Source organism: Streptomyces longispororuber, assembly GCF_024448165.1.
Classification (GTDB): domain Bacteria; phylum Actinomycetota; class Actinomycetes; order Streptomycetales; family Streptomycetaceae; genus Streptomyces; species Streptomyces longispororuber_A.
The window spans coordinates 1-19,479 of record NZ_JAMOLN010000197.1; the positions used below are offsets into that span (position 1 = coordinate 1).

The window sequence follows — 19,479 nt, forward strand, 5'->3', positions numbered from 1 at the left end:
CCTCGTCCCCCTCGACCACACCGAGCCGCGCCGCGAGCCGCGGATGCAGCTCCACGAACGGCCCCGGCGCCGCCTTGTTCAGCTCGTCCACCCGCCGGGTCTGCGCCCCCGACTGGTACTGCGCCACGACCCGCCCCGTCGTCAGGTACACCGGATACTCCGCGTCGGGCTCCTCCGCCGCCGCCCGGTGCGCGACCGGCACGAACCGCGCCCGCCCGTCCTCCGTGGCGAACCGGTCCAGGAAGAGCCGGGGCGTGCCCGGGCCGTCCGTGGCCGGGCAGGGCCAGAAGACGCCCGCGCCCCCGTCCGCGGCGAGCCGCTCGTACGAGATCCCCGCGTAGTCGGCGGGCCCGCCCGCCGAGGCGCGGCGCAGCTCGTCGAAGACCTCCTCCGGTTCGACGGGGAAGCCCTTCTCCAGGCCGGGGGAGAGGCGCGCGGTCAGTTCGTGGAGGACGTCGAGGTCGGAGCGGACCCCCGGCGGCGCGGTGATCGCACGGCGCCGCAGCAGCACCCGGCCCTCCAGGTTCGTGACGGTGCCGGTCTCCTCGGCCCACTGGGTGACGGGCAGGACGACGTCGGCGAGTTCGGCCGTCTCGGAGAGGACGACGTCGGCCACGGCCAGGAAGTCCAGCGACCGCAGCCGCTCCTCCACATGGGCGGCGCGCGGCGCCGACACCACCGGGTTCGACCCCATCAGGAGCAGCGAGCGGATCTCCCCGCCCAGCGCGTCCAGCAGCTCGTACGCCGAACGGCCGGGCCCGGGAAGGGAGGCCGGGTCCACGCCCCACACCTCGGCGACGTGCGCGCGGGCCGCCGGGTCCGTCAGCTTCCGGTACCCGGGCAGCTGGTCCGCCTTCTGGCCGTGCTCCCGGCCGCCCTGCCCGTTGCCCTGCCCGGTCAGACAGCCGTAGCCGGACAGCGGTGTGCCGGGCCGGCCGGTGGCGAGCGCCAGATTGATCCACGCGCCGACCGTGTCGGTGCCCTTGGACTGCTGCTCGGGCCCCCGCGCGGTGAGCACCATCGCGGTCTCCGCGTCCGCGAACAGGCCGACGGCCGCACGCAGTTGGGGAACGGGTACCCCCGTGACCCGCTCCACGTACTCCGGCCAGTGCGCCATCACCCCGGCCCGCGCCTCGGCCCAGCCCCGGGTGCGCTCCCGGATGTACGCCTCGTCGGTGCGGCCCTCCGCGACCAGCAGGTGCAGCATGCCGAGCGCGAGCGCGAGGTCGGTGCCGGGGCGCGGCGCCAGATGCAGATCGGCCTGCTCGGCGGTCCGGGTGCGGCGCGGATCGATGACGATCAGCTTGCCGCCGTTGGCCTTGAGCTCGGTCAGGTAGCGCAGTGCGGGCGGCATCGTCTCCGCGAGGTTCGAGCCGACCAGGATCACGCACCCGGTCCGTGGCAGGTCCTCCAGCGGGAACGGCAGCCCGCGGTCGAGCCCGAACGCCCGCTGTCCGGCGGCCGCCGCCGACGACATGCAGAACCGGCCGTTGTAGTCGATCTGCGAGGTGCCGAGGACGATCCGGGCGAACTTGCCGAGCGCGTACGCCTTCTCGTTCGTCAGACCGCCACCGCCGAACACCCCGCACGCGTCCGCGCCGTGCAGCGCCCGCGTGCGGGCGAGGCCGCCGGCGATCGCGTCGAGGGCCGCCTCCCAGGTGGCGGGCGCGAGCCGGCCGGTCGCGGGGTCCCGGACCAGCGGCCCGGTCAGCCGCACCCCGCGGGAGAGCACCGCGGCGGCGCTCTGCCCCTTGCCGCACAGCGCGCCCCGGTTCACCGGGAAGTCCGCGCGGCCGGTGACCGCGACGCCCTCGCCCGCCGCGTCCGGCGTCAGCTGCATGCCGCACTGCAGGGCGCAGTACGGACAGTGGGTGGGCGTCGGGGCGGGCTGTGTGTGCATGCGGCTCAGCGTGCGGGGGCGTTGTTACGGGTCGGGGGACCGGCCCGTTACGCAGCGGGTACGCAGACCTCGCAGCGCCCGTCGCCCCGCCGTGAGGTCACCGGGACCGGCCGAGCGCCTCCCGCACTCCGTCCTCGCGGGCGCCCAGGAAGTGCGGTGCCGGGCGCACCACGGCGTCGAGCGCCGCCTTGCCCGCGGCCAGCACCTCCCGCGCCCCGCCCGCGTACCAGGTCGTGTCGTGCGGCTCGTCGACCCCGACGCCGTACGACGACACCCCGGCCGCCTCGCACAGCGCCACCGCCCGCCGGATGTGGAAGCCCTGGCTGATCAGGACCGCCCGGTCGACGCCGAAGATCCGCTTCGCCCGGACGCACGAGTCCCAGGTGTCGAATCCCGCGTAGTCGCTGACCACGGCCGCGGACGGGACGCCGTGCCGGGTCAGATAGCGGCGCATCGCGTCCGGCTCGTCGTACTCGGTGCGGCTGTTGTCGCCGGTGACCAGGACGACCTGGATCCGGTCCGCCCGGTACAACTCGGCCGCGGCGTCCAGCCGGTGCGCCAGGTACGGGGACGGCTCGCCGTCCCACAGCCCCGCCCCGAACACCACCGCGACGTCCGTGCGCGGCACGTCGTCCCCGGCCCGCAGCCGGTCGCCGGTCGTCGTGAACAGCCACGTCGAGGGGAGCAGCGCCAGCACGCACGCCGCCATCACCGCCTGGACTGTCCGCCGCTGCCCCCGGCGGGTGCGCGGGAGCCGCAGGAGACGGTGTCGTGGCAGGTGCATCGGGATCCCCCGGGGGCTCGCGTGGTCGGGCTCTCGCAGGGAGGAGACGCGTCGTACGCCCCGGTGGTTCGCTCACCTCCCGCCGGCCCCCGCGGTGAAGTACCGGCAACCACCCGTCACCGCCGCGCAACAGACCGGCAACCCCCGCCCGGCAGGATCGCTCCATGACGGACGAGTCGGGCGCCACCGCACAGCACCGCACGACCCCCACCGACCCCAGCACCCGCACCGACGGCACGGCCCACTCCGACCGCACGACCTCCATCGACAGCACGGCCAGCACGGCGGGACTCCTCACCATGATCAGCAATCAGCTCGGCAGCAGGCTCGGCCAGGTCTCCCCCCTGCGGGCCCGGCACCAGGAACCGGCACTGGTCCTCGTGGCCCACGGCAGCCGCGACCCGCGCGCCCTCGCCACCGTCACCGAACTCGTCGGCCTGATCCGCGCGCGGCGGCCGGGACTGACCGTCCGCCTCGGCCACATCGAGTTGAACGAGCCCCTGCTCGGCGACACCCTCGCCGCGCTCCCGGCGGGCCGCGCCGTGCTGGTCCCGCTGCTGCTCTCCCGCGGCCACCACGCGAAGCACGACATACCGGAGGCGGCCGACGCCGCCGGCCACCTGCTCACCCGCGTCGCCGCCCCGCTCGGCCCGCACCCGCTGCTCGTCGACGCCCTGCACGACCGGCTCCTGGCGGCGGGCTGGCCCGACCGGCTCACCGAATCCGTCCGCCGCCGCGGCGGCGTCGTCCTCGCCGCCGCGGGCTCGCGCGACCCCGAGGCCGCCGACGACACCCGCCGCACCGCCGCGCTCCTGGCACTCCGCCTGGGCGTCCCCGTCGTCCCCGCCTTCGCCTCCGCCGCCGGCCCCGACGTCGCCACCGCCGTCCGCTCCCTCACCGCCCGCGGCCGCCACACCGTCGCCGTCGCCTCCTACTTCACCGCGCCGGGCCGCTTCGCCACCGAGACCGCGGCGGCCGCCCCCGGGATCGCAGCCGCCCCGCTCGGCACCCACCCGGCCCTCGCCCGCCTCGTCCTGCACCGCTACGACGAGGCGCTGACGGCCGCCCCGCGGACCGCCGGACGGCACCTGGCGTCCGCCTGACCCCACGGCCCCGTCCCGTTTGTCGGTGCCTGGCTCTACTGTCAGTGCATGGAAGGCAGCAACACGTCAGAAGGCGCCGGTCCGTACGACGAGGGCGCGGTCGAGCGCTGGGCCCCCGAGCCCGACAAGCGCCCGGGCCGCACCGCGTTCCAGCGCGACCGGGCCCGCGTCCTGCACTCGGCCGCGCTGCGCCGCCTCGCGGGCAAGACGCAGGTCGTCACGCCGGGCACCCGCAGCAGACACTGGGACGCGAGCCCGCGCACCCGTCTCACCCACTCCCTGGAGTGCGCCCAGGTCGGCCGGGAGCTGGGTGCCGCGCTCGGCTGCGACCCCGATCTCGTCGAGACGGCCTGCCTCTCGCACGACCTGGGCCACCCGCCCTTCGGGCACAACGGCGAGCAGGCACTGAACGAGGTGGCGCAGGACTGCGGCGGATTCGAGGGCAATGCCCAGTCGCTGCGCCTGCTCACCCGCATCGAGCCCAAGCGCTTCGTCCGTTCGACAGCGACATCGGCCGCTTTCGCGGCGGGCAGCGGCGAGCTGACCAGCGTGGGACTGAACCTGACGCGGGCCGCGCTGGACGCCGCCACGAAGTACCCGTGGCCGCGCGGCGAGCACCCCAGCGACCCGGCCTCCGCGAAGTTCGGGGTCTACGAGGACGACCGGCCGGTCTTCGACTGGATCAGGAAGGAGGCCCCCGGGCGCCGCACCTGCTTCGAGGCACAGGTCATGGACTGGGCGGACGACGTCGCGTACTCCGTGCACGACATCGAGGACGGCCTGCACGCGGGCCACCTCGATCCGAACGTGCTGCACGCCGAGCCCGAGCGCGCCGACGTCTTCGCCGTCGCCATCGGGCGGTACGTGCCGCACGACACGGACCCGGCCGAGCTGTCCGCCGCCCTCGACCGGCTCCTCGACCAGGAGTGGTGGCCGCACGGGTACGACGGCACGGCCGTCGCCCAGGCCCGCCTCAAGGACGCCACCAGCCAGCTCATCGGCCGGTTCTGCCTCGCCGCGGAGAGCGCGACCCGGGCCAGGTACGGGACGGGACCGCTGACGCGGTACGACGCCGAACTCGTCGTCCCGCGCGCCGCGCGGTACGAGTGCGCGGTGCTCAAGGCCGTCGCCGACCGGTACGTGATGCAGCGCCCGCAGCAGGAGCGGCTCCGCGCCGACCAGCGGGTGGTGGTCGCCGAGCTGGCCGAGTCGCTGGTCGCCCGCGCCCCGGACGGGCTCGACCCGCAGTTCCGCGCCCTGTTCGACGCCGCGCCCGACGACCGGACCCGCAAGCGCGTCATCGTCGACCAGATCGCGTCGCTGACCGACGCCTCGGCCCGTTCGCTGCACGCCGCCCTCAGAGCCGGCCGTCCATGAGCGCGTCGCCCAGCGCGGTGCGGCGGTGCAGCACGGTGTTGCCCCGCCGCCCGGACGCGACGAGCCCCGCCTCGCGCAGCACCGTCGCGTGCCGGCTCGCCGTGGACGCGGTCAGCCGCAGCAGCTCCGCCAGCTGACCGGTGGTCCGCGGCTGCTCCAGCGCGTCCAGGACCAGTGCCCTGGTCGGCCCGATCAGCTGCGCCACCCGGGGCGGCGCCGCACCCGGCGGCTTCGCCCGGGCCAGCCAGCCGGGCGCGGGGCCCAGCGGGTGCACCAGCACCGGATCGAGCGCGTCGTCGGCGAGGGCCACCGGCGTGACCACGCAGAAGAACGACGGGACCAGGGTCAGCGGCCGCCCCCGCAGCGGCATCCGGCGGGCGACCGGATAGGCGGCGACCAGCGCGTCCCCGTCCCGGGCCACGGCCGGACCGTAGCTGGCGAGCAGCTCGTCACCGCCGCCGCGCAGCGCCGCCCCGGCCCGCACCGCCCGGTCGTCGGCGGTCGCGCCCCGCACCGCCGGAAGGTACGGCTCGACGGCCACCGCGTAGTACGCCCGCAGCGCCTCCCCGAGCCGTTCGAGCGCCGCCACGTCGCCGTCCGCGAGCCGCCGCACGCCCTGGGGCACCGGCCCCCGCGCGTACACCTCGGCCAGCTCCGCCGCCAGCCGGTGGCGCGGTGTGCTCAGCACCGCGGAGATCCCGGCCTCCAGATCGCCGCCGCCGCGCGCCGGCGTCAGGAAGTCGGGGAAGTACGCGGCCCACGGCGACAGCCGCATCAGCGCCGCCGCCGTCCCCGCGAGTCCGGCCCTGGCCAGCTCCGCCCGCACCTCCTGCCGCCACGGGTCGAACGCCACGGCGGCCTGCCGGTTCTGCAGCAGGTGCAGACTCAGCACGATCTCCCAGAGCGGATCGGCGTCCGGCGCCACCCGCAGCCGCCCCAGGTCCTCGGCCGTGAACTCGATGCGCAGCATGCGTCCCTGATCCCCCCGCTCCCTTTGCGTTGTGGACGAATTACCCCACAACTCCCGTCTCCTACCGCACGGTTGGGCCCGGGGGAACACACGGGGGACGACGGGGGAACGGCCGTGGACGCGGTGGACTGGTGTGCGCTGCTCACTGTGGCGCTCGCGGCGGGCTGGCTGGACGCGGTGGTCGGCGGCGGAGGGCTGGTGCAGGTACCGGCCCTGATGGTGCTGCTGCCCACCGCGCCGGTCGCGACGCTGCTCGGCACCAACAAACTGGTGGCGATCACCGGCACCTCGTCCGCGGCCGTGACGTACGCGCGACGCGTCGGCCTGGACGCCCCGCACGCGTTCCGGGCGGGCCTGATCGGGGTGCCGACGTCACTGCTGGGCGCGCTGACGGCGGCCTGGCTGCCGCAGCGGGTGTTCGTGCCGGTCGTCCTCGTGTCGCTGCTCGCCGCCGCCGCCGTCGGCGTGTGGTCCGTCAGGGGCGGCACGGGCGGAGGCGGCCCGCGGTTCCGGTGGCCGACGAGGTGGACCCTGACCGCGGTCGGCCTCATCGGCTACTACAGCGGGGCCGTCGGCTCCGGCACCGGCGTCCTCCTGGTGGCCCTCTTCACGGCGGCCCTGGGCACCGGCTTCCTCCAGGGCTCGGCCACCGCCAAGGCCGTCTCCATCGGCACCGACCTCGGCGCCCTCGCCCTCTTCGCGTCCCTGGGCCACGTCCTGTGGGCGACCGGCGCCGCGATGGCCCTGGCCAACATCACCGGCGGGGCGATCGGCGCCCGCACCGCCATCCGCCGGGGCGCCGGATTCGTCCGCGCCGCCCTGCTCTGCACGGTCGCCGCCCTCGTCACCAAACTGGCCATCGACCACTGGGCGTGACGAGATGTAGGGAAAAACCAGAGGAAACGTGCCCTGTTCGGGCCACGCCCCCTTCCCGCATCACGCTCCGTGCGGGACGCTCGCATATGACGGCATGGCAACAGGGAGGCATCAAGTGGTCGACGCGGACCAGACGTTCGTCATCGTCGGGGGAGGTCTCGCCGGGGCGAAGGCAGCCGAGACGCTCCGCTCGGAGAACTTCACCGGTCGGGTGATCCTCATCGGCGACGAACGGGACCACCCGTACGAACGCCCACCCCTGTCCAAGGGGTACCTCCAGGGCAAGGAGGAACGGGACAGCGTCTTCGTCCACGAACCGGCCTGGTACGCGAGCAACGACATCGAGCTGCACCTCGGCCAGACGGTCACCGCCATCGATCGGGCCGCCAGGACGGTGCGGCTCGGCGAGGGCACCACCATCCGCTACGACAAGCTGCTGCTCGCCACCGGCGCCGAGCCGCGCCGCCTGGACATCCCCGGCACCCATCTGGCCGGCGTCCACCACCTGCGCCGCCTCGCCCACGCCGAGCGGCTCAAGCACGTCCTCGCCTCGCTCGGCCGGGACAACGGGCACCTGGTCGTCGCCGGCGCCGGCTGGATCGGCCTGGAGGTCGCCGCCGCCGCCCGCGAGTACGGCGCCGAGGTCACCGTCGTGGAGCCGGAGGCCACCCCGCTGCACGCGGTGCTCGGCCCCGAGGTCGGCCAGATCTTCACCGAGCTGCACAGCGACCACGGCGTCCGCTTCCACTTCGGCGCCCGGCTCACCGAGATCACCGGCCAGGACGGCATGGTCCTCGCCGCCCTCACCGACGACGGCGAGGAGCACCCGGCGCACGACGTGCTCGCCGCGATCGGCGCGGCCCCGCGCACCGCGCTCGCCGAGGCCGCGGGCCTCGACATGGTCGACCGGCGGCACGGCGGCGGCGTCGCCGTCGACCGCGGCCTGCGCACCTCCGACCCGGACATCTACGCCGCGGGCGACGTGGCCGCGGTCCAGCACCCGCTCTTCGCCACCCGGCTGCGCGTCGAGCACTGGGCGAACGCGCTGAACGGCGGACCCGCCGCCGCCCGCGCCATGCTCGGCCAGGACGTGACGTACGACCGCGTGCCCTACTTCTTCTCCGACCAGTACGACCTGGGCCTGGAGTACTCGGGCTGGGCGCCGCCCGGCTCGTACGACCAGGTGGTGCTCCGCGGCGACGCGGGCAAGCGCGAGTTCATCGCGTTCTGGCTGAAGGACGGGCAGGTCCTGGCCGGGATGAACGTGAATGTGTGGGACGTCACCGAGCCGATCCAGCAGCTGATCCGCTCCGGCGCCCGCCCCGGCACCGAACGCCTCTCGGACCCCTCCGTCCCGCTGGGCGACCTCCTGGAGGAGTGACCCGGCGGTGACCGCGGCGCACGGGAGTGTCGGAGGCTCACCGTAGACTTGCCGCGTGGCAGGCAGGATCAATGACGAGGATGTGAAGGCGGTTCGGGACGCGGTCCCGATCGACGCCGTGGTGTCCGAGTACCTGCAACTGCGCAACGCGGGCGGCGGGAACCTGAAGGGCCTGTGCCCCTTCCACGACGAGAAGTCCCCGTCCTTCCAGGTCAGCCCGAGCAAGGGGTTCTTCCACTGCTTCGGCTGCCAGGAGGGCGGCGACACCATCACGTTCGTGATGAAGGTCGACCACCTCACCTTCTCCGAGGCGGTGGAGCGGCTCGCCGGCCAGGCGGGCATCACGCTGCGGTACGAGGAGGGCGGGTACAACCCCGCCCACCAGCGCGGCGAGCGCATCCGCCTGGTCGAGGCCCATAAGGTCGCCGCCCAGTTCTACGTCGACCAGCTGGAGTCGCCCGAGGCCGAGATCGGCCGCAAGTTCCTCGCCGAGCGCGGCTTCGACCAGGCCGCCGCCGCCCACTTCGGCGTCGGCTACAGCCCGGCAGGCTGGGACCACCTGACCCGCTTCCTGCGCGGCAAGGGCTTCACCGACAAGGAGCTGACTCTCTCCGGCCTCTCCCAGGAGGGCCGCCGCGGCCCCATCGACCGGTTCCGCGGCCGCCTCATGTGGCCGATCCGCGACATCGGCGGCGAGGTCGTCGGCTTCGGCGCCCGCCGCCTGCGCGACGACGACAACGGGCCGAAGTACCTGAACACGCCCGAGACGCCGATCTACAAGAAGTCGCAGGTCCTCTACGGCATCGACCTCGCGAAGAAGGACATCGCCAAGTCCAGCCGCGCCGTCGTCGTCGAGGGCTACACCGACGTGATGGCCTGCCACCTCGCCGGGGTCACCACCGCCATCGCGACCTGCGGCACCGCCTTCGGCGGCGACCACATCAAGATCCTCCGGCGCCTCCTGATGGACAACGGCTCGGCCCGGGTGATCTTCACCTTCGACGGTGACGCGGCAGGCCAGAAGGCCGCCCTGCGCGCCTTCGAGGACGACCAGAAGTTCGCCGCCGAGACGTACATCGCCATCGCCCCGGACAACATGGACCCGTGCGACCTGCGCCTCGCCAAGGGCGACGAGGCCGTCGCCGACCTGGTCCAACCCCGCACCCCGCTCTTCGAGTTCGCGCTCCGCCAGATCGTCTCCCGCTACGACCTGGAGACCCCGGCGGGCCGCGCCGCCGCGCTCGACGAGGCGGCGCCCGTCGTCGCCCGCATCAAGAACAGCGCCTCGCAGCACGAGGTCGCCGTCCAGCTCGCCGGCATGCTCGGCATCCTCGACACCCAGTTCGTGGTCAAGCGGGTGGCCCAGCTGGCCCGTTGGGCGCGCGACCGCGGCGGCAAGGGCCCGGCCCCCGCCCGCGGCCCGCAGGCCCCGCCGGCCGCCGCCCCGGCCCCGGCGTTCGGCGGCCCCGCGCTCACCTTGCGCAACCCGGTGTTCACGACCGAGCGCGAACTGCTCAAACTCGCCCTCCAGCACCCGCACCTGGTCTCCCCGGCCTTCGACGCGTACGGCATCGACGAGTTCACGGCCCCGCCGTACGCCGCCGTGCGCCTGGCCATCCTGGAGGCGGGCGGCGCCGAGCCGGGCACCCAGGACCCGCACGAGTACCTGGTCAGGGTCCGCGACGCGGCGCCCGACGACGCGGTCCGGGCCATGGTGACCGAGCTGGCCGTCGAGGCGATCCACCGCAAGACGGTCGACGAGGCGTATGCCGGCGAGCAGCTCGTCACCGTGCGCAGGCGCGCGGTGGAGCGCCGCATCCGCGACGTCCAGGGCACCTTCACCCGCCTCGGCTCGGGCGGCGACCCGGCGCAACTGACGGCCGTGCAGAACGAGTTGTGGGTGCTCCAGCAGTACGGCCAGGCACTGCGCGAGCGGGGCGCGGAAGCGCTGTAACCGCTCCGGCGTGCGCCCGCGCGCCGTTTGGGCCCGTTACGCCCAGGGAAGAGCGGGCATTCGTACAGCACGGTAACCGTGCGGTCACGCACCGGACTCAAAAAGTCATCGCACGCCCCTCGTGGCGGCGCTGTGTCGTACTCCACACTGGGTTGCGGTGCCTGAGTCCTCGGAGCGCGGCTGGAACCCGGACAACGGGTCCGACACCCCCGCGGTTCCGCTCATCGCGTACGGGACGGGCAACGGCGAGGCCGCCGTTCCCGCCCCCCTGCCGCACGCCTCAGCAGCGATCACCTTGGAGGTCGCCCCCGTGCAGACCCAGACCCTCAGTCAGAGCGACAGCACAGCGCAGGCCCTCGCCGAACCGGGCGCCGAACCGGACAGCGCCGGGGACGGCGACGTCCTCACGACGGTGCCGCCCCAGAGCCGCGCCGCGCACCACCCCGAGGCGGACGGTGCCGAACCCGAGGCGCCCGCCGCCGAATCCGTGGACCCGCCCGAACCGGTGCGCGGCGCCCGCACCGACACCAGCGGTCCCTCGTCCGACCTGTTCCGCCAGTACCTGCGCGAGATCGGCCGCATCCCGCTGCTCACCGCCGCGGACGAGGTGGACCTCGCGCGCCGCGTCGAAGCGGGCCTGTTCGCCGAGGAGAAGCTCACCCACGCCCCCGATCTGGACTCCCAACTGGCTCTCGATCTCGACAAGTTGGTGGTCATGGGGCGGATGGCCAAGCGCCGCCTCATCGAGGCGAACCTGCGCCTGGTCGTCTCCGTCGCCAAGCGGTACGTGGGCCGCGGACTGACCATGCTCGACCTGGTCCAGGAAGGAAACCTCGGCCTGATCAGGGCGGTCGAGAAGTTCGACTACGCCCGCGGCTACAAGTTCTCGACGTACGCGACCTGGTGGATCCGCCAGGCCATGAGCCGCGCCCTCGCGGACCAGGCCCGCACGATCCGCGTCCCGGTCCACGTGGTGGAGCTCATCAACCGCGTCGTCCGCGTCCAGCGCCGCATGCTGCAGGAGCGCGGCTACGAGCCGACGCCCGAGGAAGTGGCCGCCCACCTCGACCTGCCCCACGAGCGGGTCAGCGAGGTCCTCCGGCTGGCCCAGGAGCCGGTCTCGCTGCACGCCCCGGTGGGCGAGGAGGACGACGTGGCGCTCGGCGACCTCATCGAGGACGGCGACGCCACGAGCCCCGTGGAGTCCGCGGCGTTCCTGCTGCTCAGGGAGCACCTGGAGGCCGTCCTGTCGACCCTGGGGGAGCGCGAGCGCAAGGTCGTCCAGCTCCGCTACGGCCTGGCCGACGGCCGCCCCCGCACCCTGGAGGAGATCGGCCGGATCTTCGGGGTGACCCGGGAACGGATCCGCCAGATCGAGTCCAAGACCCTCAACAAGCTCCGCGACCACGCCTTCGCCGACCAGCTCCGGGGCTACCTCGACTGAGGCGGCCCCGGAACACCGGCCGGACGGCGCTCAGTCCACCTCGGCGACCGCCTGCGCGAACTGGGCCTCGTACAACCGCTGGTACGCCCCACCGGACTCGACGAGCCGATCGTGCGAGCCCTGCTCCACGATCGCCCCGTTCTCCATGACCAGAATCGTGTCGGCATCGCGGATCGTCGACAGACGGTGCGCGATGACGAACGAGGTCCGCCCGGCGGCGAGCCGGGCCATGGCCTTCTGGATGAGCACCTCGGTGCGGGTGTCGACGGACGAGGTCGCCTCGTCGAGCACCAGGATCACCGGGTCGGACAGGAAGGCCCGGGCGATGGTGATGAGCTGCTTCTCGCCCGCGCTCACCCCGGTCCCCTCGTCGTCGATGACGGTGTCGTACCCCTCGGGCAGCGTCCGGATGAAGCGGTCGGCGTGCGCGGCCTTCGCCGCCGCCTCGATCTCCTCGCGCGTGACGTCCTTCGCGGCGCCGTACGCGATGTTCTCCGCGATGGTCCCGCCGAACAGCCAGGTGTCCTGGAGGACCATGCCGATCCCGGCGCGCAGCTCGTCGCGGGACATCTTCGCGATGTCGACGCCGTCGAGCGTGATGTGCCCGCCGGTCACCTCGTAGAACCGCAGCAGCAGGTTCACCAGCGTGGTCTTGCCGGCGCCCGTCGGCCCGACGATGGCGACCGTGTGGCCCGGCTCCGCCGTCAGCGACAGGTCCTCGATGAGCGGCTTGTCCTTCTCGTAGCGGAAGGCGACGTGCTCGAACTCCACGTGCCCGCGCAGCCGCTCGGGCCGCAGACCGGGGACCGGATCGGCGGACTGCTCCTCGGCGTCGAGCAGTTCGAAGATCCGCTCGGCCGAGGCGACGCCCGACTGCACCAGGTTCGCCATCGACGCGACCTGCGTCAGCGGCATCGAGAACTGCCGCGAGTACTGGATGAACGCCTGGACGTCACCGATCGACAGCGATCCCGACGCCACCCGCAGACCGCCGACCACGGCGACGAGCACATAGTTCAGGTTCGAGATGAAGAACATCAGCGGCTGCATGATGCCGCTGTTGAACTGGGCCTTGAACGACGCCTCGTACAGCGCGTCGTTCTGCTCGGCGAACTGCTCGGCCGACTCCTTCTGCCGCCCGAACACCTTCACCAGGTTGTGGCCGGTGTACATCTCCTCGATGTGCGCGTTCAGGACGCCCGTCGTCCGCCACTGCTGGACGAACTGGGGCTGCGACCGCTTGCCGACCTTCGCCGCGACGAGCACCGACAGCGGCACCGTGACGAGCGCGACGAGCGCCAGCAGCCACGAGATCCAGAACATCATCACCAGCACGCCGACGATCGTCAGCAGCGAGTTGAGCATCTGCCCCATCGTCTGCTGGAGCGTCTGCCCGATGTTGTCGATGTCGTTGGTCGCCCGGCTCAGCACCTCGCCGCGCTTCTGCTTGTCGTAGTACGACAGCGGCAGGCGCTGCAGCTTCGCCTGCATGTCCGCCCGCAGCTTGGCCACCGCCAGGTTGATCGCCCGGTTGGCGAGCCGGGTGCCGATCATCATCGCCAGGCCCGCGCACGCGAACACCGCGAGCCCGATGAGCAGCACCTCGCCGATCCGGTCGAAGTCCACGCCCTGGCCGGGGGTGAAGTCGACGCCGCCGAGCATGTCGGCCATGCCGCCGTCACCCTTGGCCCGCAGCCCCTCGATGACCTGCTGCTTGGTCTGTCCCGGCTCCATCTGCCCGCCGACGATGCCGCCGAACAGCAGGTCCGTCGCGTGGCCGAGGATCTTCGGTCCGACGACCGAGAGCCCCACACTGATCACCACGGCGAACAGCACGCCGAACACCGAGGCGCGGTGCGCCGCGAGCCGGGTCAGCAGCCGCTTGCCGGACCCCTTGAAGTCCATCGAGCGCGAACCGGGCGCACCGGCCGCCATCCGCGCCGCCATGGGCCCGCTCATCAGGCGGCCTCCGCTTCCGTCAGCTGGGAGAGCACGATCTCCCGGTAGGTCTCGTTGTCCGCCATCAGTTCGTGATGCCGCCCGGTGCCGACCACCCGGCCCTCGTCGAGGACGACGATCCGGTCGGCGTCCCGGATGGTCGCGACCCGCTGGGCCACGATCACCACGGTCGACTCCGCCGTCTCGGCGCCCAGCGCACGGCGCAGCGCCGCGTCCGTGGCGTAGTCGAGCGCGGAGAACGAGTCGTCGAACAGATAGATCTCCGGCCGCTGCACGAGCGTGCGCGCGATGGCGAGCCGCTGCCGCTGACCGCCGGAGACATTGGTGCCGCCCTGGGTGACGGGTGCCTCGAGGCCGCCCTCCAGCTCGCTCACGAAGTCCTTGGCCTGCGCCACTTCCAGCGCGTGCCACAGGTCCTCGTCGGTCGCGTCCGGGCGCCCGTAGCGCAGGTTCGAGGCGACCGTCCCGGAGAACAGGTACGGCTTCTGCGGAACCAGCCCGACGGTCTTCGCCATCAGTACGGGATCGACCTCGCGGACGTCCTCACCGTCCACGTAGACGACCCCGGCCGTGGCGTCGTACAGCCGCGGCACCAGCCCGAGCAGCGTCGACTTGCCGCTGCCCGTGGAGCCGATGATCGCGGTGGTCTCGCCGGGCAGCGCGAGCAGGTCGACGGCGCGCAGGACCGGCTCCTCGGCGCCCGGGTAGCCGAAGTCGGCGCCCCGGATCTCCAGGTGGCCGCGGCGCCGCAGCTCGCGGACGGACGACTCCGGGGCCGGCGGGACCACGCTCGACTCGGTCGCGAGGATCTCCTGGATGCGCTCGGCGCACACTTCGGCGCGCGGCACCTGCATGAACATGAACGTGGCCATCATCACGCTCATCACGATCTGCATCAGGTACGCGAGGAACGCCGTCAGGTCACCGATCTGCATCCCGCCGCTGTTGATCCGGTGGGCGCCGAACCAGACGACGGCGATCGACGCGACGTTCACGATCGTCATCACGAACGGGAACATCAGCGCCATGATCCGGCCGGTGGCCAGCGAGGTCTCGGTCAGGTCCCAGTTGGCCTCGCCGAACCGGCCCTTCTCGAAGTCGTCCCGCACGAAGGCCCGGATGACCCGGTTGCCGGTGATCTGCTCGCGCAGCACCCGGTTCACGGTGTCCAGCTTGACCTGCATGGACCGGAACAGCGGCCGCATCCTGCGGATGATCAGCGACAGCACGATCGCCATGACGGGCAGCACGGCGAGCAGCACCCCGGACAGCGGCACGTCGAGCCCGAGGGCCATGACCACGCCGCCGACGCACATGATCGGCGCCGACACCATCAGCGTGAAGCCGAGCAGCACCAGCATCTGGACCTGCTGCACGTCGTTCGTGGTCCGGGTGATCAGCGAGGGCGCGCCGAACTGGCCGACCTCACGGGCGGAGAAGGACTGCACCCGGTCGAAGACGGCGGCCCGCACGTCCCGGCCGAGCGCGGCGGAGGTCCGGGCGCCGTAGTAGACGGCGCCCGTGTTGCAGACGACCTGGACGACCGTGACGCCCAGCATCAGGGCGCCGAAGGTCAGGATGTAGCCGGTGTCGCCGTTCACGACACCGTTGTCGATGATGTCCGCGTTCAGGGTGGGCAGGTACAGCGCGGCACAGGTCTGCAGGAACTGGAGCAGCACCAGCAGCCCGATGGGTTTCTTGTACGGACTGAGGTAGGCCCGCAGGAGTCGTATGAGCACGCTCGGTCTCTCGGTGTCGGCGATCGTGAGTGTGTGGACGCATGGACCCCCATCGTCGAACACTCCACCCGCGTTACCTCAACCGATTAACCCAAGAGAGCTCAAAAAGCGGACAGTCCGCTAGGACAGGCCCTGGGCGAACGCGCCGGGGTGGATCTGCTCCCGCACCGCGCGGTACTGCTGGCGCACCGCCTGCCCCACGGGCAACTCCTCACCCGGTTCGAAGACCTGCGCGGCCGCGCCCTGCCACAGGGGCAACTGCCCGCTCAGCGCCCACGCGGCCTGCCGCGCCGCCCCGATCGCCGCGTAGTCCGCGGGCTGCGGCACCACGACCTGCGTGCCGAAGAGCATCGGCGCGGCGGCCTGCACGGCGTGCAGCTCGGCGGCGGCCCCGAGGAGGAACACCCGCCGGATCTCCACGCCGCGCCCGCGCAGTACGTCCATCGCGTCGGCGAGCGCGCACAGCATGCCCTCGAAAGCGGCCCGCGCCAGGTGCTCGGGCCGCATGGACTCCCGCCTGAGCCCGGAGAGCGTCCCGGCGGTGTGCGGCAGGTTCGGCGTCTTCTCGCCCTCCAGATACGGCAGGAGTACGAGTCCGTGGGAGCCGGGCGTCGACTTCATGGCGAGCTCGGACAGTTCCTCCAGCCCACCGTCGAGCCCCAGCATCTCCGCCGTCCCGCGCAGGGCGCGCACCGCGTTCAGCGTATGCACGACGGGCAGATGCATGCCGGTCGCGTCGGCGAGCGACGTAATGGCGCCGCTCGAATCGACGAGTGCCTCGTGGTGGACGGCCATCACGGACCCGGAGGCGCCCAGCGAGACGACGGCGTCGCCCGTCTGCACCCCGAGGCCGAACGCGGCCGCCATGGTCTCCCCGGTGCCGGCCGAGATGATCAGCCCCTCCGGAGTCGTGCCCGCCGCGTCGCCCGGACCGAGCACCTCCGGCAGCATCGCCTGCTGCCCGAGCGCCAGCTCCACGAGATCGGGCCGCCAGGACCCGGAGGCCGCCGACCAGTAGCCGGTGCCGGACGCGCCGCCGCGGTCGGTGGTGCGCCGCGAGGGCCGGCCGAGCAACTGCCACACCAGCCAGTCGTGCGCCTGCATCAGCAGGGCCACCCGCCGCGCGTTCTCCGGCTCGGTCCGCGCCAGCCAGCGCAGCTTGGTCACCGGCTGCGCCGACTGCGGCACGCTCCCGACGGCCTCGGCCCACGCCTCGCGCGAGCCGAGCCGGTCGATCAGGTCAGCGGCGGCCGCCTGCGCCCGCTTGTCCCCGCCGACCATGGCGGGACGCACGGTGTTGCCCTGGTTGTCCATCGGCACCAGCGCGTTCTGCTGCGCGGAGACGCCGATGGCCTGCACTCCTTCGAGCAGCCCGCCGCCGGCGGCCTCGCCCAGCGACAGCAGCCAGGCCTGGGGATCGACGTCGGCCGGCCGGCCTCCGCCCTCCGCGGTCTCCAGCGGATGAGCGGCATACCCCTGCCGCAGTACGGCCCCGGTGTCGGAGTCACAGACCACAATGCGCGTGAAATCGGGCGAACTGTCCAGCCCGGCGACTATCCCCATGACAGAAATTCTGCCGTACCGCGAGGGACTCCCGCGCCGCTAGGTGTTGCTGGTGCCCCAGTCGTCGTCCTCGGCGCCGGCGCCGCGCTCCCGCAGCGACCGCACGCGGTCGGCCACCGAGTCCGGCACCTTGCTCTCCACCTTCTCGCTCACGGAGTGGAACGCCTTGCCCGCGACGCTGCGCGTCTGCTGGGCGGCCGACTCCGCGGTGTTGCGCACGGCGGGGTTCTGGGCGATCTCGCGGGCGGTCTTCTTCAGCTTCTCGTACCGCTCGCGTCCGGCCCGCGTCCCCAGCACGTAACCCAGGGCCAGACCGGCGATGAATGTGAGCCGGTAACGCATGTCGGCCACCCTTCCGTAGCGAGGTTCGAGGTCGTACCTGACAGGGTCGGTGATCACCGGAGGGATACCGATTGGCGGAGCACCCCCCTGCTTGCGCTAATGTATGTGTCGCAGCGAGCGCACGCCGCCTGGCAAGTACCCAGGTAGGTACGTTCGAAGCAACGAGACATTCCCCTGTAGCTCAATTGGCAGAGCAGCCGGCTGTTAACCGGCAGGTTACTGGTTCGAGTCCAGTCGGGGGAGCTCGATCTCCTGTAGCTCAATTGGCAGAGCAGCCGGCTGTTAACCGGCAGGTTACTGGTTCGAGTCCAGTCGGGAGAGCTGTCGAACAAGCCCTTCGGAGACACTCCGGAGGGCTTTTTCGTGCCTGGTGGAACCGCCGGCGCGGCCGCGGAGTCCTCAAGGTCGTGCAGAGCCGAACCATCCGAGGCAGGAGATCGTATGAGCGGCTATGCTGCGGCAGACGGCGCGCACAAATGTGCGCGGCGCGCCGTAAGGGGCGGTAGCTCAGCCGGTTAGAGCAGCGGACTCATAATCCGTCGGCCGTGGGTTCGAGTCCCACCCGCCCCACCACTGGGTAGTGCTGAAGAATCGTTGTGACCAGCGGTTACGTAACCTGATGGCCCGTCACCAAAACGGTGGCGGGCCATCTGTCACTCAAAAAGCCGCATCGCGCCGACGCGGACGGCTTCCTACGCGGCCCGCGCCGCCACGTGTTCGACGAGGGTCAGCAGGACGTCCTTGCCCGAGGCGCGCTCCCGGGCGTCGCACAGGACCACCGGGACCCGGGGGTCGAGGTCCAGGGCGCGGGCGACCTGGGGCGCCGTGTGGTCGCGGACGCCGTCGAAGCAGTTCACGGCGACGACGAACGGGATCGCGCGGTGCTCGAAGTAGTCGACCGCCGCGAAGCAGTCGGCCAGCCGGCGGGTGTCGGCGAGGACCACGGCGCCGAGCGCGCCGGTGGCCAGCTCGTCCCAGAGGAACCAGAAGCGGTCCTGGCCCGGGGTGCCGAAGAGGTAGAGCGCCAGGCGGTCGTGGAGCGTGATGCGGCCGAAGTCCATCGCGACCGTCGTGGTCCGCTTCGCCGTCACGCCGGTGAGGTCGTCGTGCGGGACGGACGCCGCCGTCAGCCGCTCCTCGGTGCGCAGCGGCCGGATCTCGCTGACCGAGCCGACCAGGGTCGTCTTGCCGACGCCGAAGCCGCCGGCCACCAGGATCTTGAGCGCCGTCAGTTCGTCAGAGTGCGCGGAGGCCATGGATCACTTCCTGGAGGACGGCCGGGGAGGGGCGGTGCGGGCCCGGACGGGTGGTGGCGGGGGCCGTCACGCGGATCAGACCCGCGGTCAGCAGGTCGCCGAGCAGGACCCGGACCACGCCGAGCGGCAGACCCGTGTCGGACGCCAGGTCGGCCACCGGCGCGGGGGCGTGCCGGCAGCGGGTGAGCAGGGCGCGCTGTTCCGGGGGCAGCGGAGGGTCGTCGCGGTAGGTGGGGACGGGGTGGACCGCCGTCATCAGGTCGAAGCGTTCGGCGGTGGCGGGGCGGGCCCTGCCGCGGGTCATCGCGTAGAGGCGGACGAGGGGGCCCGCCGCGTCGTCGTAGCGCTCGGGCGGGCCGGCCGGGCCGGGGCGGGGGTCCCCGGTCATGCGCCGCCGTCCGCGCGGTACGGGACGCCGAGATGGTCGCCGACCCGGTGCAGCAGCAGTTCCAGCTCGTACGCGACCAGGCCGATGTCGGCGCCCGCGCGGGTGAAGACGCCCAGGCAGGAGCCGTCCGCGGCGGCGACCACGAAGAGGAAGCCGCCTTCGAGTTCGACCAGGGTCTGGACGACCCGGCCGGCCCGGAAGTGCCGGCCCGCGCCCTTGGCCAGGGCGTGCAGGCCGGCGGCGATGGCGCTGAACCGTTCGCTCTCGTCGCGGCCGAGGCCGGCCGACGCGCCGGCCACGAGGCCGTCCGCGGACAGGAAGACCGTGTGCCGGACGTCCTGGACGCGGGTGGTGAAGTCGTCCAGGAGCCAGTCGAGCGAACCGGCCGGGCGGTGGCTGGGGTGAGGAGTCGTCACTGGGGTGTGCCCTTCCGGGTTTCCTGG

General features: G+C 72.8%; 16 protein-coding genes and 3 tRNA genes. 9 read left to right on the plus strand and 10 right to left on the minus strand.

Annotation, left to right across the window (positions count from 1 at the left end):
• Positions 1-1,900: molybdopterin oxidoreductase family protein (locus tag M4J07_RS37870; RefSeq protein ID WP_255979869.1), on the minus strand; the 1,900-nt coding region annotated here is incomplete at its 3' end.
• A gap of 97 nt (positions 1,901-1,997) precedes the next feature.
• Positions 1,998-2,684 carry a SanA/YdcF family protein gene (locus M4J07_RS37875; RefSeq protein ID WP_255979871.1) on the minus strand — a complete coding sequence of 229 codons (687 nt, stop codon included), beginning with the start codon at positions 2,682-2,684 and terminating at the stop codon, positions 1,998-2,000.
• Positions 2,685-2,848: 164 nt separating this feature from the next.
• Between M4J07_RS37875 and M4J07_RS37880 the strand changes: the two genes are divergently transcribed.
• Both M4J07_RS37880 and M4J07_RS37885 read left to right on the plus strand, forming a co-directional pair.
• Positions 2,849-3,787 carry a sirohydrochlorin chelatase gene (locus M4J07_RS37880; protein WP_374215159.1) on the plus strand — a complete coding sequence of 313 codons (939 nt, stop codon included), beginning with the start codon at positions 2,849-2,851 and terminating at the stop codon, positions 3,785-3,787.
• Positions 3,788-3,835: 48 nt separating this feature from the next.
• On the plus strand, positions 3,836-5,164 hold the full coding sequence (locus M4J07_RS37885) for a deoxyguanosinetriphosphate triphosphohydrolase (protein WP_255979873.1): 1,329 nt from the start codon (positions 3,836-3,838) through the stop codon (positions 5,162-5,164).
• Here the strand turns inward: M4J07_RS37885 and M4J07_RS37890 are convergent.
• A complete protein-coding gene (locus M4J07_RS37890) occupies positions 5,145-6,134 on the minus strand; it encodes an ArsR/SmtB family transcription factor (protein WP_255979875.1) in 990 nt (329 codons plus the stop codon). The two genes, M4J07_RS37885 and M4J07_RS37890, sit on opposite strands and share 20 nt — an antisense overlap.
• Before the next feature lie 114 nt (positions 6,135-6,248).
• Between M4J07_RS37890 and M4J07_RS37895 the strand changes: the two genes are divergently transcribed.
• The 4 genes from M4J07_RS37895 to M4J07_RS37910 all read left to right on the plus strand — a co-directional run bounded on the left by M4J07_RS37895 (position 6,249) and on the right by M4J07_RS37910 (position 11,789).
• Complete coding sequence (locus M4J07_RS37895; RefSeq protein ID WP_255979877.1) at positions 6,249-7,010, plus strand: sulfite exporter TauE/SafE family protein; 762 nt, start codon at positions 6,249-6,251, stop codon at positions 7,008-7,010.
• A 115-nt stretch (positions 7,011-7,125) separates the two neighbouring features.
• On the plus strand, positions 7,126-8,391 hold the full coding sequence (locus tag M4J07_RS37900; RefSeq protein ID WP_255979879.1) for an NAD(P)/FAD-dependent oxidoreductase: 1,266 nt from the start codon (positions 7,126-7,128) through the stop codon (positions 8,389-8,391).
• A gap of 55 nt (positions 8,392-8,446) precedes the next feature.
• Complete coding sequence (gene dnaG / locus M4J07_RS37905) at positions 8,447-10,345, plus strand: DNA primase (protein ID WP_255979881.1); 1,899 nt, start codon at positions 8,447-8,449, stop codon at positions 10,343-10,345.
• A 157-nt stretch (positions 10,346-10,502) separates the two neighbouring features.
• The gene (locus M4J07_RS37910; protein WP_255979883.1) at positions 10,503-11,789 is read left to right on the plus strand and encodes an RNA polymerase sigma factor; all 1,287 of its coding nucleotides are present in this window, start codon (positions 10,503-10,505) and stop codon (positions 11,787-11,789) included.
• A gap of 30 nt (positions 11,790-11,819) precedes the next feature.
• Here the strand turns inward: M4J07_RS37910 and M4J07_RS37915 are convergent, their stop codons facing one another.
• From M4J07_RS37915 to M4J07_RS37930, 4 genes are all read right to left on the minus strand, one after another.
• The gene (locus tag M4J07_RS37915; RefSeq protein ID WP_255979885.1) at positions 11,820-13,748 is read right to left on the minus strand and encodes an ABC transporter ATP-binding protein; all 1,929 of its coding nucleotides are present in this window, start codon (positions 13,746-13,748) and stop codon (positions 11,820-11,822) included.
• Complete coding sequence (locus M4J07_RS37920) at positions 13,748-15,487, minus strand: ABC transporter ATP-binding protein (protein ID WP_255979887.1); 1,740 nt, start codon at positions 15,485-15,487, stop codon at positions 13,748-13,750. Before M4J07_RS37920 ends, M4J07_RS37915 begins: the two co-directional genes overlap by 1 nt.
• A 120-nt stretch (positions 15,488-15,607) precedes the next feature.
• Positions 15,608-17,050: a xylulokinase gene (locus M4J07_RS37925; RefSeq protein WP_255979889.1), complete on the minus strand. Its 1,443-nt coding sequence runs from the start codon at positions 17,048-17,050 to the stop codon at positions 15,608-15,610.
• Between the two features lie 39 nt (positions 17,051-17,089).
• A complete protein-coding gene (locus tag M4J07_RS37930) occupies positions 17,090-17,392 on the minus strand; it encodes a YtxH domain-containing protein (protein ID WP_255979891.1) in 303 nt (100 codons plus the stop codon).
• A gap of 170 nt (positions 17,393-17,562) precedes the next feature.
• Here M4J07_RS37930 and M4J07_RS37935 point away from each other — a divergent pair.
• The 3 genes from M4J07_RS37935 to M4J07_RS37945 all read left to right on the plus strand — a co-directional run bounded on the left by M4J07_RS37935 (position 17,563) and on the right by M4J07_RS37945 (position 17,965).
• A tRNA-Asn gene (locus M4J07_RS37935) sits at positions 17,563-17,635 on the plus strand.
• A 5-nt stretch (positions 17,636-17,640) separates the two neighbouring features.
• A tRNA-Asn gene (locus tag M4J07_RS37940) sits at positions 17,641-17,713 on the plus strand.
• A gap of 175 nt (positions 17,714-17,888) precedes the next feature.
• Positions 17,889-17,965, plus strand: a tRNA-Ile gene (locus tag M4J07_RS37945).
• Positions 17,966-18,084: 119 nt separating this feature from the next.
• On the opposite strand, the gene M4J07_RS37950 is transcribed toward M4J07_RS37945, so the two are convergent.
• The 3 genes from M4J07_RS37950 to M4J07_RS37960 are packed head-to-tail and all read right to left on the minus strand — an operon-like array spanning position 18,085 to position 19,452.
• The gene (locus M4J07_RS37950; RefSeq protein ID WP_255979893.1) at positions 18,085-18,648 is read right to left on the minus strand and encodes a GTP-binding protein; all 564 of its coding nucleotides are present in this window, start codon (positions 18,646-18,648) and stop codon (positions 18,085-18,087) included.
• Positions 18,629-19,036, minus strand: coding sequence for a DUF742 domain-containing protein (locus M4J07_RS37955; RefSeq protein ID WP_255979895.1), 408 nt, complete (start codon positions 19,034-19,036; stop codon positions 18,629-18,631). Before M4J07_RS37955 ends, M4J07_RS37950 begins: the two co-directional genes overlap by 20 nt.
• Positions 19,033-19,452 (minus strand): roadblock/LC7 domain-containing protein, encoded by a 420-nt coding sequence (locus M4J07_RS37960; protein ID WP_255979899.1) that lies wholly within the window; start codon positions 19,450-19,452, stop codon positions 19,033-19,035. Before M4J07_RS37960 ends, M4J07_RS37955 begins: the two co-directional genes overlap by 4 nt.
• Positions 19,453-19,479 lie beyond the last annotated feature (27 nt).